The sequence below is a fragment of the Clostridium sp. KNHs205 genome, assembly GCF_000702945.1.
In the GTDB taxonomy this organism is placed as follows: domain Bacteria; phylum Bacillota; class Clostridia; order Lachnospirales; family Lachnospiraceae; genus Anaerocolumna.
In genome coordinates this window covers 1,934,976-1,950,778 of the sequence record NZ_JNLE01000003.1, presented here as the reverse complement: position 1 = coordinate 1,950,778, position 15,803 = coordinate 1,934,976, and the positions used below count along the sequence as shown (strand labels likewise).

Annotated in this window: 12 protein-coding genes and 1 pseudogene; 4 read left to right on the top strand and 9 right to left on the bottom strand. The window is 39.5% G+C overall.

Annotated features, from left to right (window positions below; translation table 11 throughout):
• Window positions 1-668 precede the first annotated feature (668 nt).
• Window positions 669-989: a helix-turn-helix domain-containing protein gene (locus BR73_RS29080; protein ID WP_197032634.1), complete on the top strand. Its 321-nt coding sequence runs from the start codon at window positions 669-671 to the stop codon at window positions 987-989.
• Between the two features lie 161 nt (window positions 990-1,150).
• Here the strand turns inward: BR73_RS29080 and BR73_RS0108245 are convergent, their stop codons facing one another.
• The 4 genes from BR73_RS0108245 to BR73_RS0108230 all read right to left on the bottom strand — a co-directional run bounded on the left by BR73_RS0108245 (window position 1,151) and on the right by BR73_RS0108230 (window position 6,229).
• Complete coding sequence (locus tag BR73_RS0108245) at window positions 1,151-1,969, bottom strand: MerR family transcriptional regulator (RefSeq protein WP_033165143.1); 819 nt, start codon at window positions 1,967-1,969, stop codon at window positions 1,151-1,153.
• A gap of 290 nt (window positions 1,970-2,259) precedes the next feature.
• Window positions 2,260-3,180, bottom strand: a complete 921-nt coding sequence (locus BR73_RS0108240) for an aldo/keto reductase (protein WP_033165142.1) — start codon at window positions 3,178-3,180, stop codon at window positions 2,260-2,262.
• A gap of 107 nt (window positions 3,181-3,287) precedes the next feature.
• On the bottom strand, window positions 3,288-4,454 hold the full coding sequence (locus BR73_RS0108235; protein WP_033165141.1) for an iron-containing alcohol dehydrogenase: 1,167 nt from the start codon (window positions 4,452-4,454) through the stop codon (window positions 3,288-3,290).
• Between the two features lie 467 nt (window positions 4,455-4,921).
• Window positions 4,922-6,229: an IS30 family transposase gene (locus tag BR73_RS0108230; protein ID WP_033165140.1), complete on the bottom strand. Its 1,308-nt coding sequence runs from the start codon at window positions 6,227-6,229 to the stop codon at window positions 4,922-4,924.
• Window positions 6,230-6,522: 293 nt separating this feature from the next.
• On the opposite strand from BR73_RS0108230, the gene BR73_RS0108225 reads away from it, so the two are divergent.
• Entirely contained in the window at window positions 6,523-7,287 is a 765-nt protein-coding gene (locus BR73_RS0108225) for a LysM peptidoglycan-binding domain-containing protein (protein ID WP_242860639.1), read from the top strand.
• Between the two features lie 79 nt (window positions 7,288-7,366).
• On the opposite strand, the gene uvrA is transcribed toward BR73_RS0108225, so the two are convergent.
• Window positions 7,367-10,243, bottom strand: a complete 2,877-nt coding sequence (uvrA, locus tag BR73_RS0108220; protein WP_033165139.1) for an excinuclease ABC subunit UvrA — start codon at window positions 10,241-10,243, stop codon at window positions 7,367-7,369.
• Between the two features lie 29 nt (window positions 10,244-10,272).
• Window positions 10,273-11,187: a nucleotidyltransferase gene (locus BR73_RS0108215; RefSeq protein WP_033165138.1), complete on the bottom strand. Its 915-nt coding sequence runs from the start codon at window positions 11,185-11,187 to the stop codon at window positions 10,273-10,275.
• Window positions 11,188-11,322: 135 nt separating this feature from the next.
• Between BR73_RS0108215 and BR73_RS0108210 the strand changes: the two genes are divergently transcribed.
• Window positions 11,323-12,213, top strand: coding sequence for a helix-turn-helix domain-containing protein (locus tag BR73_RS0108210; RefSeq protein WP_033165137.1), 891 nt, complete (start codon window positions 11,323-11,325; stop codon window positions 12,211-12,213).
• A 140-nt stretch (window positions 12,214-12,353) separates the two neighbouring features.
• Here BR73_RS0108210 and BR73_RS0108205 read toward each other — a convergent pair whose 3' ends face one another.
• The 3 genes from BR73_RS0108205 to BR73_RS0108195 form a co-directional block, all read right to left on the bottom strand.
• Window positions 12,354-13,727, bottom strand: coding sequence for a transposase (locus BR73_RS0108205; RefSeq protein WP_033165108.1), 1,374 nt, complete (start codon window positions 13,725-13,727; stop codon window positions 12,354-12,356).
• Window positions 13,728-13,951: 224 nt separating this feature from the next.
• Window positions 13,952-14,788: a nitroreductase family protein gene (locus BR73_RS0108200; protein ID WP_051685057.1), complete on the bottom strand. Its 837-nt coding sequence runs from the start codon at window positions 14,786-14,788 to the stop codon at window positions 13,952-13,954.
• A gap of 11 nt (window positions 14,789-14,799) precedes the next feature.
• Complete coding sequence (locus tag BR73_RS0108195) at window positions 14,800-15,153, bottom strand: metalloregulator ArsR/SmtB family transcription factor (protein ID WP_033167223.1); 354 nt, start codon at window positions 15,151-15,153, stop codon at window positions 14,800-14,802.
• A gap of 75 nt (window positions 15,154-15,228) precedes the next feature.
• Here BR73_RS0108195 and BR73_RS26700 point away from each other — a divergent pair.
• Window positions 15,229-15,633: pseudogene (locus BR73_RS26700) on the top strand (GNAT family N-acetyltransferase); the annotation flags it as partial.
• Between the last annotated feature and the right edge of the window lie 170 nt (window positions 15,634-15,803).

Sequence of the window (15,803 nt, the reverse complement as noted above, 5' to 3'; positions counted from 1 at the left end):
TTTTCTCTGAAGCTTTTATACTATATCCTCCAACAGATTGTGCAAGCGAAGTTGGTTTTATTATTTCATAAGCACAATACTATTTTCAAATACTAACCTTATTTTACTTTATTTACATCAAATCAACAAAGGCTCTTTTACAGTATGCAGGAAATTTACACAAAATAGAAAGAATGAATGCGCCTATGGAAATGTATTAGAAGTCCTTTTCTCTGAAGCTTTTGTGCTATATCCTCAAACAGATTGTCTGAGCGAAGCGAGTTATCTGTTTGAGGATATGCCCCAGCACAAAAGCTTCAGAGAAATCAGGACTTCTTATACATTGGAATGAACGCATGAATTCTTTCTATTTTGTGCAAATTTCCGTCCCCCTTTAACCCCTCCCGTTAGCCAACATCATTAAATTTTTTCCAGTATATCAAATTAATCCATTGTTGTGAATCACTAAATTTCACATAAAACAAAGAGTTCAATTTGTGCAAAAAGAATACATAATTTTTTCAATGTTTAATAAAAAAATATATTATATAATCCAAATTAATCAAACAGCACAGGAGGTTCGGCATGAGTTTTGCAAAGAATTTTATGAGGACACTCGTTTCACACTATTCTGTGATTATGTGAAGAAATCCTCAGAAGTTAAAATCATTGAAAAGGTACTGAACTACATGGATATTCATTATAATGAAGATTTGAAACTTGAGAAAATAGCTGATTTATTCGGTTACAATCCAGCTTATTTAGGCAGACTGCTCTACTGCCGGATCGGAACCAATTTCAGCCTTTATATTGAAAGGAAAAGGCTGGAAAACGCCAAAGATATGCTGGTCCATACAGATATTAAAATTCCCGAAATCTGCAATTTGATCGGTTACCAGAATGTTGAATATTTTTACCGGAAATTCAAGAAATATACCAGTCTTACACCAGGTAACTATAGAGCACGGCATTGCAATAAACTTAAGCTTACCAAAACTACCGTCAGATAAACTTTACCGGAAGAGCTTCATGGCTTTCACCAACATGAAACAGGAAAATTCTCTTTAAGCATATTACATAAGAGCCATGAAGCTCTTCCGGATTTTCCTACCTTTTAAAACAGCAGCTTACTCCTATTACTGGCGTCTTTTACTTTACAGATAATAAGCTTCTACCTTTTACTTACAGGAAAGCACACTTCTGTTACAAATTCCTCCGGGTTTTTCGTCTGCCCCGGTCCTACATGATAGATGGTAAACATATCCTCACTGAATTCATAGCCGTTATCCCTTGCCCAGTCTGCAACTGCATGGTTTACTGCAGTCAATTGGTCATATCCGCCTTTGTAAGTAGCGGATGCTATTGTGACGGACGGCACTGTCTTGAAAATGACACTTGCCGTGTTCTGATAGCTGCCAAGTACAGATATCTGTATTTCCACATCCGGATCCTGTTCTTTGAATTCCTTATCGTGAAAAACAGCAAGACTATTACAGGGATTTGCATATTGAATACTTAAGGGTGCCACTTCTTTCATTAACTGTTCCCAAAGGAGGCCCTCCTTATCATAAGCCGAGATTATTTTTCTAAGACTCGCTACATATCTTTCCGGCATTTCTTTAACAGATACACTATACTGCATAATATTATCATCCTTTCCGATTCGATTAAGAGTTGTTTCAAGAATGCGCAGCTGCATGCCGGTTTTCTCTGCCTGCTCCTTCAGCTCGGCTTGCTGAAGCAGAAGATACTCTTTTAAGGACGCGGTATCATCATATACTTTAAGAATTCTGTCAATCATATTCAGGCTGAACCCCATTTCTTTCAGCGCAGCAATTCTACTGGCCAGGGGAAGCTGATTCTCACTGTAATACCGATATCCTGTAAAATCATCAATGCTCTCAGGTACAAGCAGCCCAATAAGATCATAATGGCGAAGCATGCGGATACTGATTCTTGAAAGTTTTGAAAAATCTCCTATTTTTAACATGATATCCTTTCTGTCGGTACCGTCTGCCGGATTTTATCCCTCCTGACAGGCAATACCACACATATATGTGTTTTCTTGAGCTCAGCTTTAGTATAGAGTATACCATAATGTAAGAGTCAACAATAATTTTTAAATAAAAAAAGCTCCATGACAACAGGGTGTTTGACTCCTTTTATGAAACAGATTTTATTATCTGTCTAACACCAGGGGAAATAGTTGTCATTGAGCTTTATTCGGTTTCGTTCGTGCTATAGTATCCTATTGGCTAACAGCTTTAAAATTACTGCTTCTTAGGGCAGTATATTCCCTGCTGCCAGATATATCTGATACCATTCCTCACGGGTCAGAGTTATTTCAGCTGCCTTCAGGCATTCCAGCAGACGTCCGAGATTCATGGTTCCGGTTACCGGCTGCATTTTAGCGGGATGACGCAGAAGCCATGCCATAGCAATCGTTGTATTGCTGACACCATATTTACCGGCAATTTCGTCAATCTTCTCATTGAGCTTTGGAAATTTATCATTTCCCAGGAACACACCTTCAAAGAAGCCATACTGAAAAGGTGACCAGGGCTGTATGGTAATGGAATTTAATCTGCAGAAATCCAGCACACTTCCATCACGGTTAACAGCTCCCTCCTCCAGCATATTAACCTGTAGTCCCTGGGTTATCATAGTAGCATTGGTTATACTCAGCTGCAGCTGATTTGCTATAATAGGCTGTTTTAAAGAATTCTGAAGCAGCTGAATCTGGTTGGGGTTCTGATTTGATACACCAAAATTTCGTACTTTCCCGCTTTTCTCCAGAGTATCAAAGGCTTCTGCTACCTCCTCCGGTTCTACAAGGGCATCAGGACGATGTAGCAGCAGAACATCCAGATATTCTGTTTTCAGACGTTTTAAGATACCGTCCACTGACGTAAGAATATGTTCTTTTGAGAAATCAAACATACGTCCCGGTACGATTCCGCATTTGGACTGTAATATCATCTTCTCACGCAGTTCAGAATTCATGTGGATTGCTTCGGAGAATATCTCCTCACAAGCTCCCCCTCCGTATATGTCTGCATGGTCAAAGAAATTGGCTCCGTTCTCCATGGCTGTACGGATAAACTTCTCCGCGTCTACTTTTTCAAGGCCGTTAATGCGCATACAACCTACTGCGATAACAGGTACCTGTAAATCGGATTTTCCTAATTGAATTGTTCTCATTTTATATCTCCTCCTTCAAATAGAATGGACTTAATTTAAACAATGAATTTAAATTGTCAGAAAGTTATTGTTATTATAAACCGTACAGTTAACTCTAGGTCAAGAGTTTACAGGCACATCCTGAAAATATTTATTATATCCTGCTTGGTTAATGGTTTAAAACCTGGAATAACATCATTTTGGCAGGCTTTCTCTGCCATAATTTCAAAATTGGTATCATCAATACTTATTTCTGTAAGAGTACTCTGCAGCTCCAGTGTTTCAAACAGGAATTCGCTGATTTTTTCAATGCTCTTCTTTGCCACTTCCATAGGAGCTAAGTTTCTGTCAATATTAAATACATTGGTTCCAAACTGATAGAATTTAGCAACTGTGGTTTCATCCAGCGTGTACTCCAGCCATCTGGGGGTTAGAATCGCAAGACCCAGCCCATGGGTGATATCATAAATAGCTGACAGCTCATGTTCTATGGGATGACAGCTCCAAGCCTGGCTTTTACCACCGTCAATAAATCCATTGATGGCCCAGGAAGAAGTCCACATCAGGTTGGCACGGGCTTCATAATTTTCAGGCTCTTTCATAGCAATTGGAGCATATTGAATAATTGTCCTCATAAGACCTTCCATTACCGTATCAAGCATATACAGGTCCTGTTCCATATTAAAATAAACCTCAAGAATGTGATTTAACATATCAGCTGCACCACAGGCTGTCTGAAACCTGTTCACTGTATAGGTCAGGGTCGGGTCAAGAAAGGATACCTTCGGCAGCATTGCAGGAAATCCCATACCGATTTTATCCTGGGTATCCGGGTTGCTGATTACGCCTCCATTATCCATCTCAGAACCGGTAGCCGATAAGGTAAGCGCCGTAACAATTGGAAGACATTCTTTAACGTCAACTTTTCCAAGCAGGATGTCCCAGGCATCTCCTTCGTAATAATTGGCGGCTCCAATGAACTTTGTGCAATCCAGCACAGAACCACCGCCTACAGCTAACAGTACCTCTATACCTTCTTTTTTGCAGATTTCAGCACCTGCATTGACAGAGGCCACTCTGGGGTTCGGATCGATCCCTGACAGCTCAAAGAGCTCTAAACCTGCCTTTTTTATTTCCTCCACTACTTTATCGTATAAGCCGATTTTTTTAATGGAACCACCACCATAGGTTAAGAGCACCTTTTTACCGTACTTTCTCAATTCCCCGCCTAAATTCACCAGTTGATTTTCTCCAAAATATACTTTTGTTGGAATTTCATATACAAAATTATTCATCTCTTTCTCCCTTCGCTTTATAAGCATACTAAATTATCTATTGTCTCATGAAACATATATCTTTTTACTATGGTATTACCAGATGCAGCAGCTACTATATTATTCATCTATTTATGGTATATTATTTAAGCTTTTCCATATTCAGCATAACCCCTCGAGTTAACTATATGTCAAGCAATATTTACAGCTTAAGGAAAATATTTACAGCCTTGAATGTAAATCGAAATTCCTCTAGACTACAACGAAGTTTTTTGTAATCACAACCTCTACTTTATTGATTTTATTAGTTAATATTACGTTTACTTTTAAATTAATATAGCTATAATAGAACTGTGGACACTGTTTTTAGCTGTTTTTTGCGTACAAAAAGCAGACGTCTGGAAAATACCGTTTAAAAGTAAATTCCACACGATGAATTTACATTTTCATGGACTGACCTCTGCCTGTATCATATTTTTAGCTGATAATTAGTGTTTCAATAAGGATTTCTTTAGCATGATATCATCCGCGGGTACTGGTTTAAGGCCAGCAGCATGAATCAGCTTTTTATCAAGCAGTAACTGAGCCAGTTCTAATGGATTGCGGCCATTTAAACTGGCTCTTGCTGTACAGTTAATGTGATTTGCCAACAATGTCAAGTCTTCCTGTGTAAGACCGGTTATAGGTATACCTTTTGGTATTACCTTCCGAATATATCCATGATTCTTTTCAAGCTTAGCTTTCTGCCAGGATGCCAGTGGATCACAAAAAAATACTTTAGTTCTTTCTCCTCCGCTTAAGCTTTTCTCAACATCTGCCGGACCTTTGAATTCAGGGCCATTGTCCGTTAGAATAATCGGGAATGTATTGGTGAAAGTTTCAAATCCGAGAGCTGCTTCAAAACCATCGAAAACTTTCTTAACACATTCCTTAGTGCAATCCGTCATAAGTATAATAAGCATCAGGCTACAGTTGCGGAACAGCATGGTGAGCATTACATTTCCGGTTTTATTGCTACCATGTACCGTATCCAGCTCAACCACATTTGTTTCAGGGTGCTCCTGTATGAATGACAGAAAATCCTTATAAGTCCTACCTTCCCTGTAAGCATAATCAGTTACTGGTTCTTTCCTCTTCTTTTTACGAGCCTTATATTTTACCTTCTTAGGAAGATCAATGTTCCTAGCAGTAAATATCCCCTGATCGATATAATTATACAATGACTTCATGGAGCATGGGATTTCATCCTTGTGGCCTGTATAAATGTGCGCTATTGACTGCCCACGTTTAATAAGCGGGGTTATTAAGCAATCCAGTTCATAAAGCTGTTGACGCGACAGAGCTATTCCTTCTCTACTATCCTTTAGTAGGGATTTATAGGTATCATAAGCCATATTTGCCCGGTAAAAAAAATGAGGTTTGCGACAGTCATAGATACTTTGGCAACCATTACATACATAAGGTGCACGGGATATGTTCCTGCACATATCCGAATGATAATCCTGACAGAATGTCCTGCAATCATTTTTCTTACAAGTACAGCATCTTTTCATCCTATCGCAGTCAGGACACGTAGACTGCTTCTGGCAGTAAAAACGGTACATACAGTCATTGCTGTGAGTATTATATCCTTCATCTCCGATTCGGTGTTTTCTGATTTCCTTTGCAATTGTAGAGTTGTCTTTACCTACCTTGTCGGCTATCTTTTTCAATGTGTAACCGTGGTTCAATCCATCTTCAATGTCAAATCGATCCTGTAGGGTAAGATGTTTCTGATATCTGTTATCATTGGTCATAAAGTACCTCCTGGACAGGCAGAAGATCATACTCCATTATACCTTTTGTGCAAGACTAAGTTCCATCTTTTTGAAGGACTAAATTCCCGAAATACCTGAAAATAGAGCTTTCAACTTCATTTAAGGAAAATGTTTACAGCTAGTAATAGTAAATTGTTAATTCTTGATTGCAAGGATAAATTCATGTTTGATGCTTACTGATTCATACAGTGGATTCCGGTCGGATTTCTTATGTATTCTCAATGACAAGGTACATTTTAATACTCATATCATACTATAAAAAAAGGAAAAAAATGAAAGATCATATTATTATGTATACTTTACCTATAGGTTCACATCCATATGAAATCCAGTCCGGTGATTCCTTATGGATGATTTCTCAGCGTCATCATACCACCATACAAGCAATTACAGCTGTTAATCCAGGGTTAGATGTGAGCAATTTATATATTGGAGATATTATCCTGGTTCCTCAAAGCTGTGATATCTACCGAATGCCAGCACAGGAAATTTCTAATGGGGACATTACAGCGGAAGCTTTGAGCAATCACTTGCGGATGCTTTGGGAGCAGCATGTTTATTGGACCCGTCTGGTCATTCTCAGCATGGTTTTTAATCTGCCGGATACAGAACTCGCTACTGAACGTCTCCTTCGCAACCCCAAAGATTTCGAAGCAGCTTTAATTCCTTTTTATGGAGAAGATATTGCAGGTGAATTCGAAGAGCTGTTTACAACTCATCTGACAATTGCAGCGGACCTTGTCAAAGCAGCTATCGAAAATAATAGTCAGGCCGTTTCCGATACGGAAAAGCTCTGGTATGAGAATGCGGATCAGATTGCAGCTTTCCTTGGCAGCATCAATCCTTTTTGGTCAGCTCAGGAATGGCAGAGAATGCTGTATGATCATCTGGCAATGACAAAAGATGAAGCCGTTGATATCATTTCTAATAATTTCTCAGACAGCATTACAGGATTTGATGAAATAGAAATGCAGGCTCTTGATATGGCAGATATGATGATAGAAGGTATAATTAATCAGTTCACAGAAAATTTCTAGGAAAACACCTTAACTGCAAGAAGAGAAGCAGTCCCCTTCCCCATTTAAGGGGAAGGAGCTTTTATGTTAATACCAGGTCCTATAAACAACCTATTACTTCTTTTAAATATTTACCCGTATAAGAATTCTCCACCTTGCAGACTTGTTCCGGTGTCCCCTCAGCCACTACATAACCGCCTTGGCTGCCGCCTTCCGGTCCCATATCAATAATATAGTCCGCAGATTTGATTACATCCATATGATGTTCGATTACAATAACTGAATGACCTTTATCTACCAGCTTGTTTAAGCTTAATAAGAGCTTCTGGATATCGGACAAGTGAAGACCGGTGGTTGGCTCATCCAGTATATAAAGATTGTGGGCGCCTTTCTTAATCTTTGCCAGTTCATAAGCCAGCTTCACCCTTTGGGCTTCTCCGCCGGAGAGAGTGGTGGAACTCTGTCCCAGGCACATATAGCCAAGTCCCAGTTCATTCATGATCCCCAGCTTGTGCTTCAGGTAATTGTTATCCGAGAAGAACTCGCAGGCCTCCTCCACAGTCATTTCAAGTACATCCGCGATGTTTTTCCCATGGTACTTTATCTCTAGCCCTTCTTCTGAGAACCTGAGACCTTTACAGATTGGGCAGACAGTCTCAATATCCGCCATAAACTGAAGGTTTGTTACGATTACACCATCGCCGGAGCAATGCTCACAGCGGGTCCCTCCTGCATGGGTCAGGCTGAAATCTATCGCTCGATAGCCTTTATTAAGGGCTTCCGGTAAAGATGCAAAGAGTTCTCTGATTTTATCGTAGATGCCGATATAGGTAGCCGGATTGGATTTGGAATTTCTTCCAATAGGTGTCTGGTCAATGTTGATAATATTATTTATAAGGCTTGCGCCAAAGAGAAAATCGTGCTCCCCGGCGGTTATTCTCGCTCCTGTCATATCTATCTTTAACTGTTTATAGAGAATCTGATTAATCAGGGAGCTCTTTCCTGAACCGGAAACTCCCGTTATACATACGAATACTCCCAAAGGAATATCAAGGTCTACATTTTTCAGATTGTTTTCCCTGGCTCCCTGTATGGATATATAATCGTCTCCAAGGCTTCTCCGTCTCATGGGTACTTCTATCTTAGCTGCACCAGATAAATACTTCCCTGTTACAGACAGCTTCTCTTTCATGATATCCTTCATTGTACCCTGGGCTACAACATTTCCGCCGTGAATACCAGGACCGGGGCCGATTTCAATAATATGATCCGCACTTTTAATGGTATCAAGATCATGTTCCACTACAATTACCGTATTACCAATATCCCTGAGCTTCTTCATGGTTTCGATTACCTTAAAGGAATCCCTGGAATGAAGACCGATACTGGGCTCGTCCATAACATACAGCATACCCATCAGCTCACTGCTGATCTGGGTAGACATCTTTATTCTCTGCATCTCCCCCCCGGATATGCTGTCGCTTCTGCGGTTAAGGCTGATATAATGAAGACCGATATCAATCAAAAGGTTTAATCTGGTGGTAATTTCTCTTATAATCGTGGCTGCCACATCCTGGATTTCTCTATCAAAGGTAATGGAGTTTAAGAATTCCATCAGCTCCGGAAGCTGTAACCTGCACAGCTCATCAATGTTTTTTCCGCCTACGGTAATTAACAGCCGCTGTTTCTTTAGCCTTGCACCATGGCATTCCGGGCATACCTTTTCAATCATACACTCTTTGATAAAGTTTGGTTCAAAGGCTTCTGTTGTAGAAGTTTTTCGGATGTAATGCTTATACCAGCTCTCCAAATCATGTACAAAGCCCCAGAATGGCCGTTCTCTGCCGGTTATCCAATTCTTCTTGGTGGAAAAAGGAGGCTGCTGCATCTTTACAAGTTCACCTTTTGTACCATAGAAGAGAATGTCACAGATTTCTTTCGGAAGCTCATGAAAGGGCGTATCCAGACTGAAGCCGTATTGCTGTGACAGGCTGTACATAACAACTGTTCGGTAACTATCTTTTCCCGAAGTATTATAGACCGTATTCTTTAGTGCACCTCTGCTGATGCTCTTCTCCGGAGCGACTACCAGAAATCTCGGTTCCACTACATAGGAAAGTCCTACACCCATACAGGTTCTGCAGGCACTGGCAGGTGTATTGAAGGAAAAGTGGAAGGGCTGCATATCACATAAAAAGAAATGGTGCTCCGTACAGGCAAAGTTCTCATAAAAGGAATCCGCTGCTCCGCCCATAACCTCAACCTTTATCATAATATCTTCTTCCAGGGAAAGCATTGCCGCTTCAATAGACTTTGCAATCTGGATATAATTATCACCTTTTAAGGTGAAACGGTCGATTACCAGCTCCAGCTGATATTCCTTTCTCTCATCCAGTTCCTTTTTATCCGCCAGTGAGAAGGGTTCTCCGTCCACCAGCAGATTCTTATACCCCTTTTCCCGCAGCTCATCTATGGTATAACTGTAATCTTCTCCAAAGACCTTATTTATGGGAGCTCTCAGTTCCACGACTGTACCGGAGGGTAAGGTAGTTATATGCTCTGCTATCTGCGCTGCGGACAGTTGCTTCAGCGGTTTAGAGCATACCGGGCATTTACCCGTGCCGGCTGTTGCGTACAATAATCTGAGATAATCACTGATGTCAGTTACCGTTCCAACTGTTGATCTGGGATTGTTGTTGGATTTCTTCTGCTCAATGGCTATAACCGGTGACAGACCTCTTACATAATCTACCTTTGCTTTCTTAAGCTGACTGATTCGGCTTTTGGCAAAAGTTGAAATGGAATCCAAAAACCGTCTCTGTCCCTCTCCATACACAACATCAAAAGCGAGGGAGGACTTGCCGGACCCGGATACGCCGGTTATGACCGTTAACTTATCCCTGGGAATCTCTACAGAGATATTTTTAAGATTATTCTGCCTGGCTCCGGCTATTTCAATGGTGGTGCGAACTGACATAAATGTCTCCTTTCTCATTCTGTTAAACATCATGGAATATATAAAAATCCCAATTCTTCAACTGCTGGTTTGCTTTTCGGAGTTATTCTTATAGTCTGGGATACCTTCTCCAAGATCCCTTTCTCTGCCAGATAATCAAAGATAGATACAATGAAATGCCCTGTTGTATGAAAATGATTTGTTATCATGGTAAGTGTCTTGATTTCTCCATCCTTCATATAATCAAAAACCGGTTCAGCTATTGCCTCTAAATTAGCTTCCAGGTAGCTGTCTATTAAGTTAATGCACCTCACTACCTCCTCTTCACTGTAATGGCCTGACATTGCATCCTGGTAAAAAGGCTTAAGCAGCTCCGGCGACAGGGAAATTGCCTGTAGTATCGCTTCTCTGCTTGGCGCTTCTCCATTCTTGCAAACTTCTATTCTGGCAATGAGTTCTGCGGCTTTTAGAATATAATACTGTGCATAGAGAGGATTCTTCTTTACTTTTATCCACTTCTGACATTTCTCACTGGTTCCCACCAGTTCACAGGCAACTAAAAAGATATAATAATTGATATCACTTTTGTCCAGCTGTTTCATCTCTTCATAATAAGTCTCAAGACTGTCATCCGAGGTATATACCATCTTGCCTCTGGAATAATAAGACTGAAGAAAGCTTCCTCCCTTCATTTGTTCAAAGCCTCTTTTAAAATCACTGCGGGTTGTCAGATTGATATTAATTACAATATCATCCTCCGTTATACAATAAGAAGTGGTCTTAAGAATCTGATCCCTGACAATCACAGTGGTATCGATATCACTCTTTTCCCAAACTAAATCATAGGCGAGACTTCCGCATACAATAACAGCTATTACATTTGGATCACTCTTTATTTTCTTCACAAAGCTGTCTACTGCGGCATTATACTTTTCCTGCATCTTACTTTGATTATTATCTAACATCTGCCCTCCCTCTTTTGCAACAGAAACATTTAAAATTTTTCCAACAAAACACTTGTTCTTACTTTTTCGTGTGGTATAATTATACTGAGTCCGGAAGGAAAAAAACGGACAAAAATTGCTGGGTTAAGGGAATCTATGGATAATTATCTGTTATCGGTTATTAAAAACACCACAGAATATATTGAAGAGAATCTTCTGGAGGAATTGAATCTGGATAATATCTCGGAGAACGTCAACATTTCTAAATTTCACCTGCTGCGCATCTGGAAGGGTGCTACCGGCACAGGACTTATGGAATATGTACGCAGAAGAAGGATTGCATGCTCCATAAAGGATTTGATAAGTGAATATAACAGCATAGAATTTATTTCATCAAAATATTCATTTGGCTGCGCTCATACCTACAACAGACTTTTTAAAGAAGAATTCGGAACCACTCCCGCCAAGTGGCGAAGACATCCTTCCGCCCTCTCTATTATGGATCGCTTTAATGCAGACTTTATGAGCAAAGCCGGAGAAGGACTTATGTCCTTTCTTTCCATCACAGTACTTCCTGCCTTTAAGATAGCGGGATATGAATTTACAATAGATATGGAGGAGAACAATAAGAAGCAGCTGGCAACCCAATACGGAGTTGATTTCTTTTATAATCACAGGCTGCGGATAGCAAACCCTGTAAATAAAGATATCTATATAGGTTATACCACTATCTCCGGTAAAAATGCTGCTTTTTCCTATTACCAGCCTTCCCTGATGGTAGATCAGAACAGCATACTACCTCCTGATATGTTGACAAAAAAAATAAAGACCCACAAATACGGAGTCTTTAAATACATGGGTCCACACAGACCCGAAGAACTTTCCTCCCGCACCTTAAAGGCAATCTGGGATTATATCTACAGCACTTGGATGCCTACAATAGAATTCGAGCTTGCGGAATTGTTTCATTTTGAGTATGTAGACTATTCCAAGTGCAATAAACAATATTGTGAATGTGAACTGTATTACCCTATAGCACAGATATAAGGAACCTTATACTTAATCAGATCGGTATTTGATATAATACCGTTATTTCTAAATTACTCAAACTTCGCACATGGATTTTAGCTATGCACCTTGAAAATTCAATACCTGGCAGTAATTAAGTTGTCAATGTTCAGCTCGTTTTACGCTGCTAGTAAGCGTTCCTTTAGTACCGATGGAATCGCACTCATGAATGCATCCGTGAGTTCACAGATTTTTTCGTCTGATAGCTCACAATCATTTACAAGCAGTGCTCTGAACATTTGAAGCATCACTTGAAAGGCCTGAATCCATGTGATATCAGACAATTCGTCAGAAAAGTATAAGAATAACTCACCTAGAGAACGTTCATCCTTTGTTTCCCGATTCTCAACGGATAACATCATATATCTGGTGAAAACAACCGCTACATGGGCAGTCATTGCGTCATAAGAAAGTGAATGACATTCTTTGCTGAGTCTAAGATAACTTTTACAAATTTTAAAGAATACTTCGATATCCCATCGTTTTCCGTAAATGCGGATGATTTCATCCTCATCAATCGTTATGTCGGTGGAGATTATGCAGAGATATTCCTTACGATTGTTTTTATTCCGGACATAAATTACTTTAGCAGGTACGGTTTCTCCGTCTTTGATAACATCTACCATAACAGACAATAGGAATCGCGATTTACCACGACGCTTCTTATTCTGATTATAGATTTTCGGCAAGGATATATCTGTACCATTATAGCGGAAGAACATTTTTGGTGTCCTCTTAACCATAGCCACAACATCATAACCGATTTCCTTCACGGCATGTATTGTGCTAGGGGATGTAAACCAACTATCAAACAGGACATATTTTGCTGGAATGGATGCTATTTTGGCAGATTCCAACAGCTTCAACATGGCTTTCGTACCCTTGGTCATAGAAAGTTTACGACGTTTATATCCCGCTGTTCTTTTATCCAGTATTGCTGCTTCATTGATACGTTTTTTCTGTTTCTCGGAAGTCAGAAGAATGCTGTTAATTGGCAGAAATGTGCTTCCATCTGACCACCCGAGTGTCAGCATACGAAATCCGTAACGGTACGCATGTTTCGCATGGTCATATACTTTAGCAAGAAGTTCTACCTTCTTTGAACGGCTTCGCTCAAACATCGAGTCATCAATAATCAGGACATTTACCCTGTTCTCATCATTCAGAGGAAGAATGGCATCCCTGATGATTCTGGAACAGAGCACCGATGTGAAGCGAATCCAGTTGATATGAATCATCTTCATAAAACGATAGACAGTATCCTTGGCAAAGGTCGGAGTATTTCGTCCTGTCAACATGTTCATATACATGCTTCTATTTGAAAAAATCAAAAGAAATAGATACTGATAAATCTCGGTTACAGGAAATCCTTTCGTTTTATATGCGTTAGCAGCCTTGAGAGCCGATGAAAGATGAAATCTTGTAAAAAACTTTCTGATTGATGCAGAAATCTGGTTATCATTCTGGTTGTTTTGTGTTATACTTTTTGTCATAGCATGAACCTCCGATTGTTTGATTTTGTGTGGTAACTTAATTATAACAAAACCAGCGGTTTCATGCTATTTTTATGCCAGTTATTATTGAATTTTCAAGGTGCATAGGCACTTATTCAAGTGCGAAGTTTGAGTAAATTATATATAAGTTTTATAAATTACATAATGAATATCAGCAATTATTATACGGTAAAATCCCGCAGCAGGAGAGTGGGGCACCGTTATTACAACAGTACATATGAGAAAATATAATGGTTATCAGCCGGCGGTATGATACCTGGGTCTGAGAGTTTCTCAAATTTTCCTGGCAGGTCTTTTTCCAGTGCAGCCACATGAAAATGGCAGGCTGCGATACCGACATCTACTCTTTGGATATCAAGAGACAGCTTATCACTATACCCCGGAGCTTTTGCTTCATAAAAATGAAACCCATTCTTTGCTTTTACGATTCTCCAAGGCTGCTTATTACTGGCAGAAGGGCCCAAACGCACCATTTCTAACGGAAATGCAAATTCTTTTGCTTCCTCCTGTGTTAATGGAACAGAAAAATCATTCAGGAAAAAGAGTTCGTTCCAGTTCTTACGCTGATCTGATTTTGCTATTTTTCGAATAAGGGTATCTGCAAGTCTCTTTTTCTCCAAGGGATAGCCTATAGGCGAGATGGCAGGAAACAATTCGTTAGCTTTAACCTCCAGGGCATTGGAGAATTGATTCCGGTTAAAGGTTCCTCCCAGCCAGCAGGTTCCGATTCCAAGGTTCGCCAAATACAAAATCAACTTTTCAAAGGAATAGCCTACAGCCTCCAGGTTCAAATCAACTTCTGATACGGTTGCTCCAATATAATCCCTGGCACCTTTTATTACACCATATGTGCCCAATTTTTCATTTGAGGATGCTGTTTCCAGAAGCTGGAGTTTAACCTCCACAGAAAAGGGATTTGATAAAGCAGCAATATAATCCTTTATCTGTTGTTTTACCTTGATATCAAGTGGTTTTTCTTCATAGGTTCTAATACTGGAACGTGTTTTTATAGTTTTTTCAACAGGAAATTCTAATTTCATATCTTCCTCCTTTACAGGCAGCCTGGATTGGCAGGTGCTTTTTCAATGATTTCATTTACATGATGAAGTAATTTCATCAGTTTGCTAAGCTCTGTCTTCCTCGAATCAAAGTAATAATAATTCTTTGTTCCTTCTCGTCTCATACCTATGATTCCCGCCTCTTTTAAAATTTGTAAATGATGAGAGACAGCCGGTCGTGACAGATTTGTTTTCTTTGTAAGCTCTCCTACTCTAACTCCTTTGCAATCACACTCTAATAACGATATGATAATATGTTGCCTTGTCTCATCGCCTATTGCACTAAGGGATTTCTGACAATCTTTGAATTCTTTGGTTAATTGCTTTATTTCATTTGTATCACTCATTATATCCCCCTTCTATTTATTGGATTAATCCTTTCGACCATTATATCACAAACCCATTAAAAGGAAAATCTTGAAGAATATCTTCAGAAGAATTTTTCCTATGAACAAATAGAAGCCGAATTAAAAAAAGACGGCTCAACGTTCTTCCTGGTGGAGACTGACCTGGAAGCAGCTGCCTATATGAAAATAAATTCTGATAAAGCCCAGACAGAACCGGGACATCCCAATACCTTAGAAGTTCAGAGAATCTATGTCCTGCAAGAATATAAAGGAAAACATATCGGCAAAAAGTTAATTCAAAAAGCCATAGAAACCGGAAAAACTTATGACCTCCATTATATCTGGCTGGGTGTTTGGGAAAACAATAGAAACGCTATAAAATTCTATGAAAAACAGGGCTTTATTAAATTCGATACACATATATTCGTTTTAGGAGAGGAAGAACAAACCGACAATTTGATGAAATTACAGTTGAACTAACAAATCTTATCTGCTAAACAATATATACTGCCCCGGAATCTCCCAAGTGTAATACTGCTTACATGATGTTATCCTACGGTATAATACTATTGTTATCGTTTATTATAACAATTTGAACTATAAATTTAGAAGCGAACCCCTTTCATTAGATTTTGCCTGACAATAGGGGT

What these genes read in the sequence shown, in the direction of transcription:
- BR73_RS29080 (WP_197032634.1), top strand. Translation starts at nt 669, where the DNA reads ATGGATATTCATTATAATGAAGATTTGAAACTTGAGAAAATAGCTGAT.
- BR73_RS0108245 (WP_033165143.1), bottom strand. Translation starts at nt 1,969, where the DNA reads ATGTTAAAAATAGGAGATTTTTCAAAACTTTCAAGAATCAGTATCCGC.
- BR73_RS0108240 (WP_033165142.1), bottom strand. Translation starts at nt 3,180, where the DNA reads ATGAGAACAATTCAATTAGGAAAATCCGATTTACAGGTACCTGTTATC.
- BR73_RS0108235 (WP_033165141.1), bottom strand. Translation starts at nt 4,454, where the DNA reads ATGAATAATTTTGTATATGAAATTCCAACAAAAGTATATTTTGGAGAA.
- BR73_RS0108230 (WP_033165140.1), bottom strand. Translation starts at nt 6,229, where the DNA reads ATGACCAATGATAACAGATATCAGAAACATCTTACCCTACAGGATCGA.
- BR73_RS0108225 (WP_242860639.1), top strand. Translation starts at nt 6,523, where the DNA reads ATGAAAGATCATATTATTATGTATACTTTACCTATAGGTTCACATCCA.
- uvrA (WP_033165139.1), bottom strand. Translation starts at nt 10,243, where the DNA reads ATGTCAGTTCGCACCACCATTGAAATAGCCGGAGCCAGGCAGAATAAT.
- BR73_RS0108215 (WP_033165138.1), bottom strand. Translation starts at nt 11,187, where the DNA reads ATGTTAGATAATAATCAAAGTAAGATGCAGGAAAAGTATAATGCCGCA.
- BR73_RS0108210 (WP_033165137.1), top strand. Translation starts at nt 11,323, where the DNA reads ATGGATAATTATCTGTTATCGGTTATTAAAAACACCACAGAATATATT.
- BR73_RS0108205 (WP_033165108.1), bottom strand. Translation starts at nt 13,727, where the DNA reads ATGACAAAAAGTATAACACAAAACAACCAGAATGATAACCAGATTTCT.
- BR73_RS0108200 (WP_051685057.1), bottom strand. Translation starts at nt 14,788, where the DNA reads ATGAAATTAGAATTTCCTGTTGAAAAAACTATAAAAACACGTTCCAGT.
- BR73_RS0108195 (WP_033167223.1), bottom strand. Translation starts at nt 15,153, where the DNA reads ATGAGTGATACAAATGAAATAAAGCAATTAACCAAAGAATTCAAAGAT.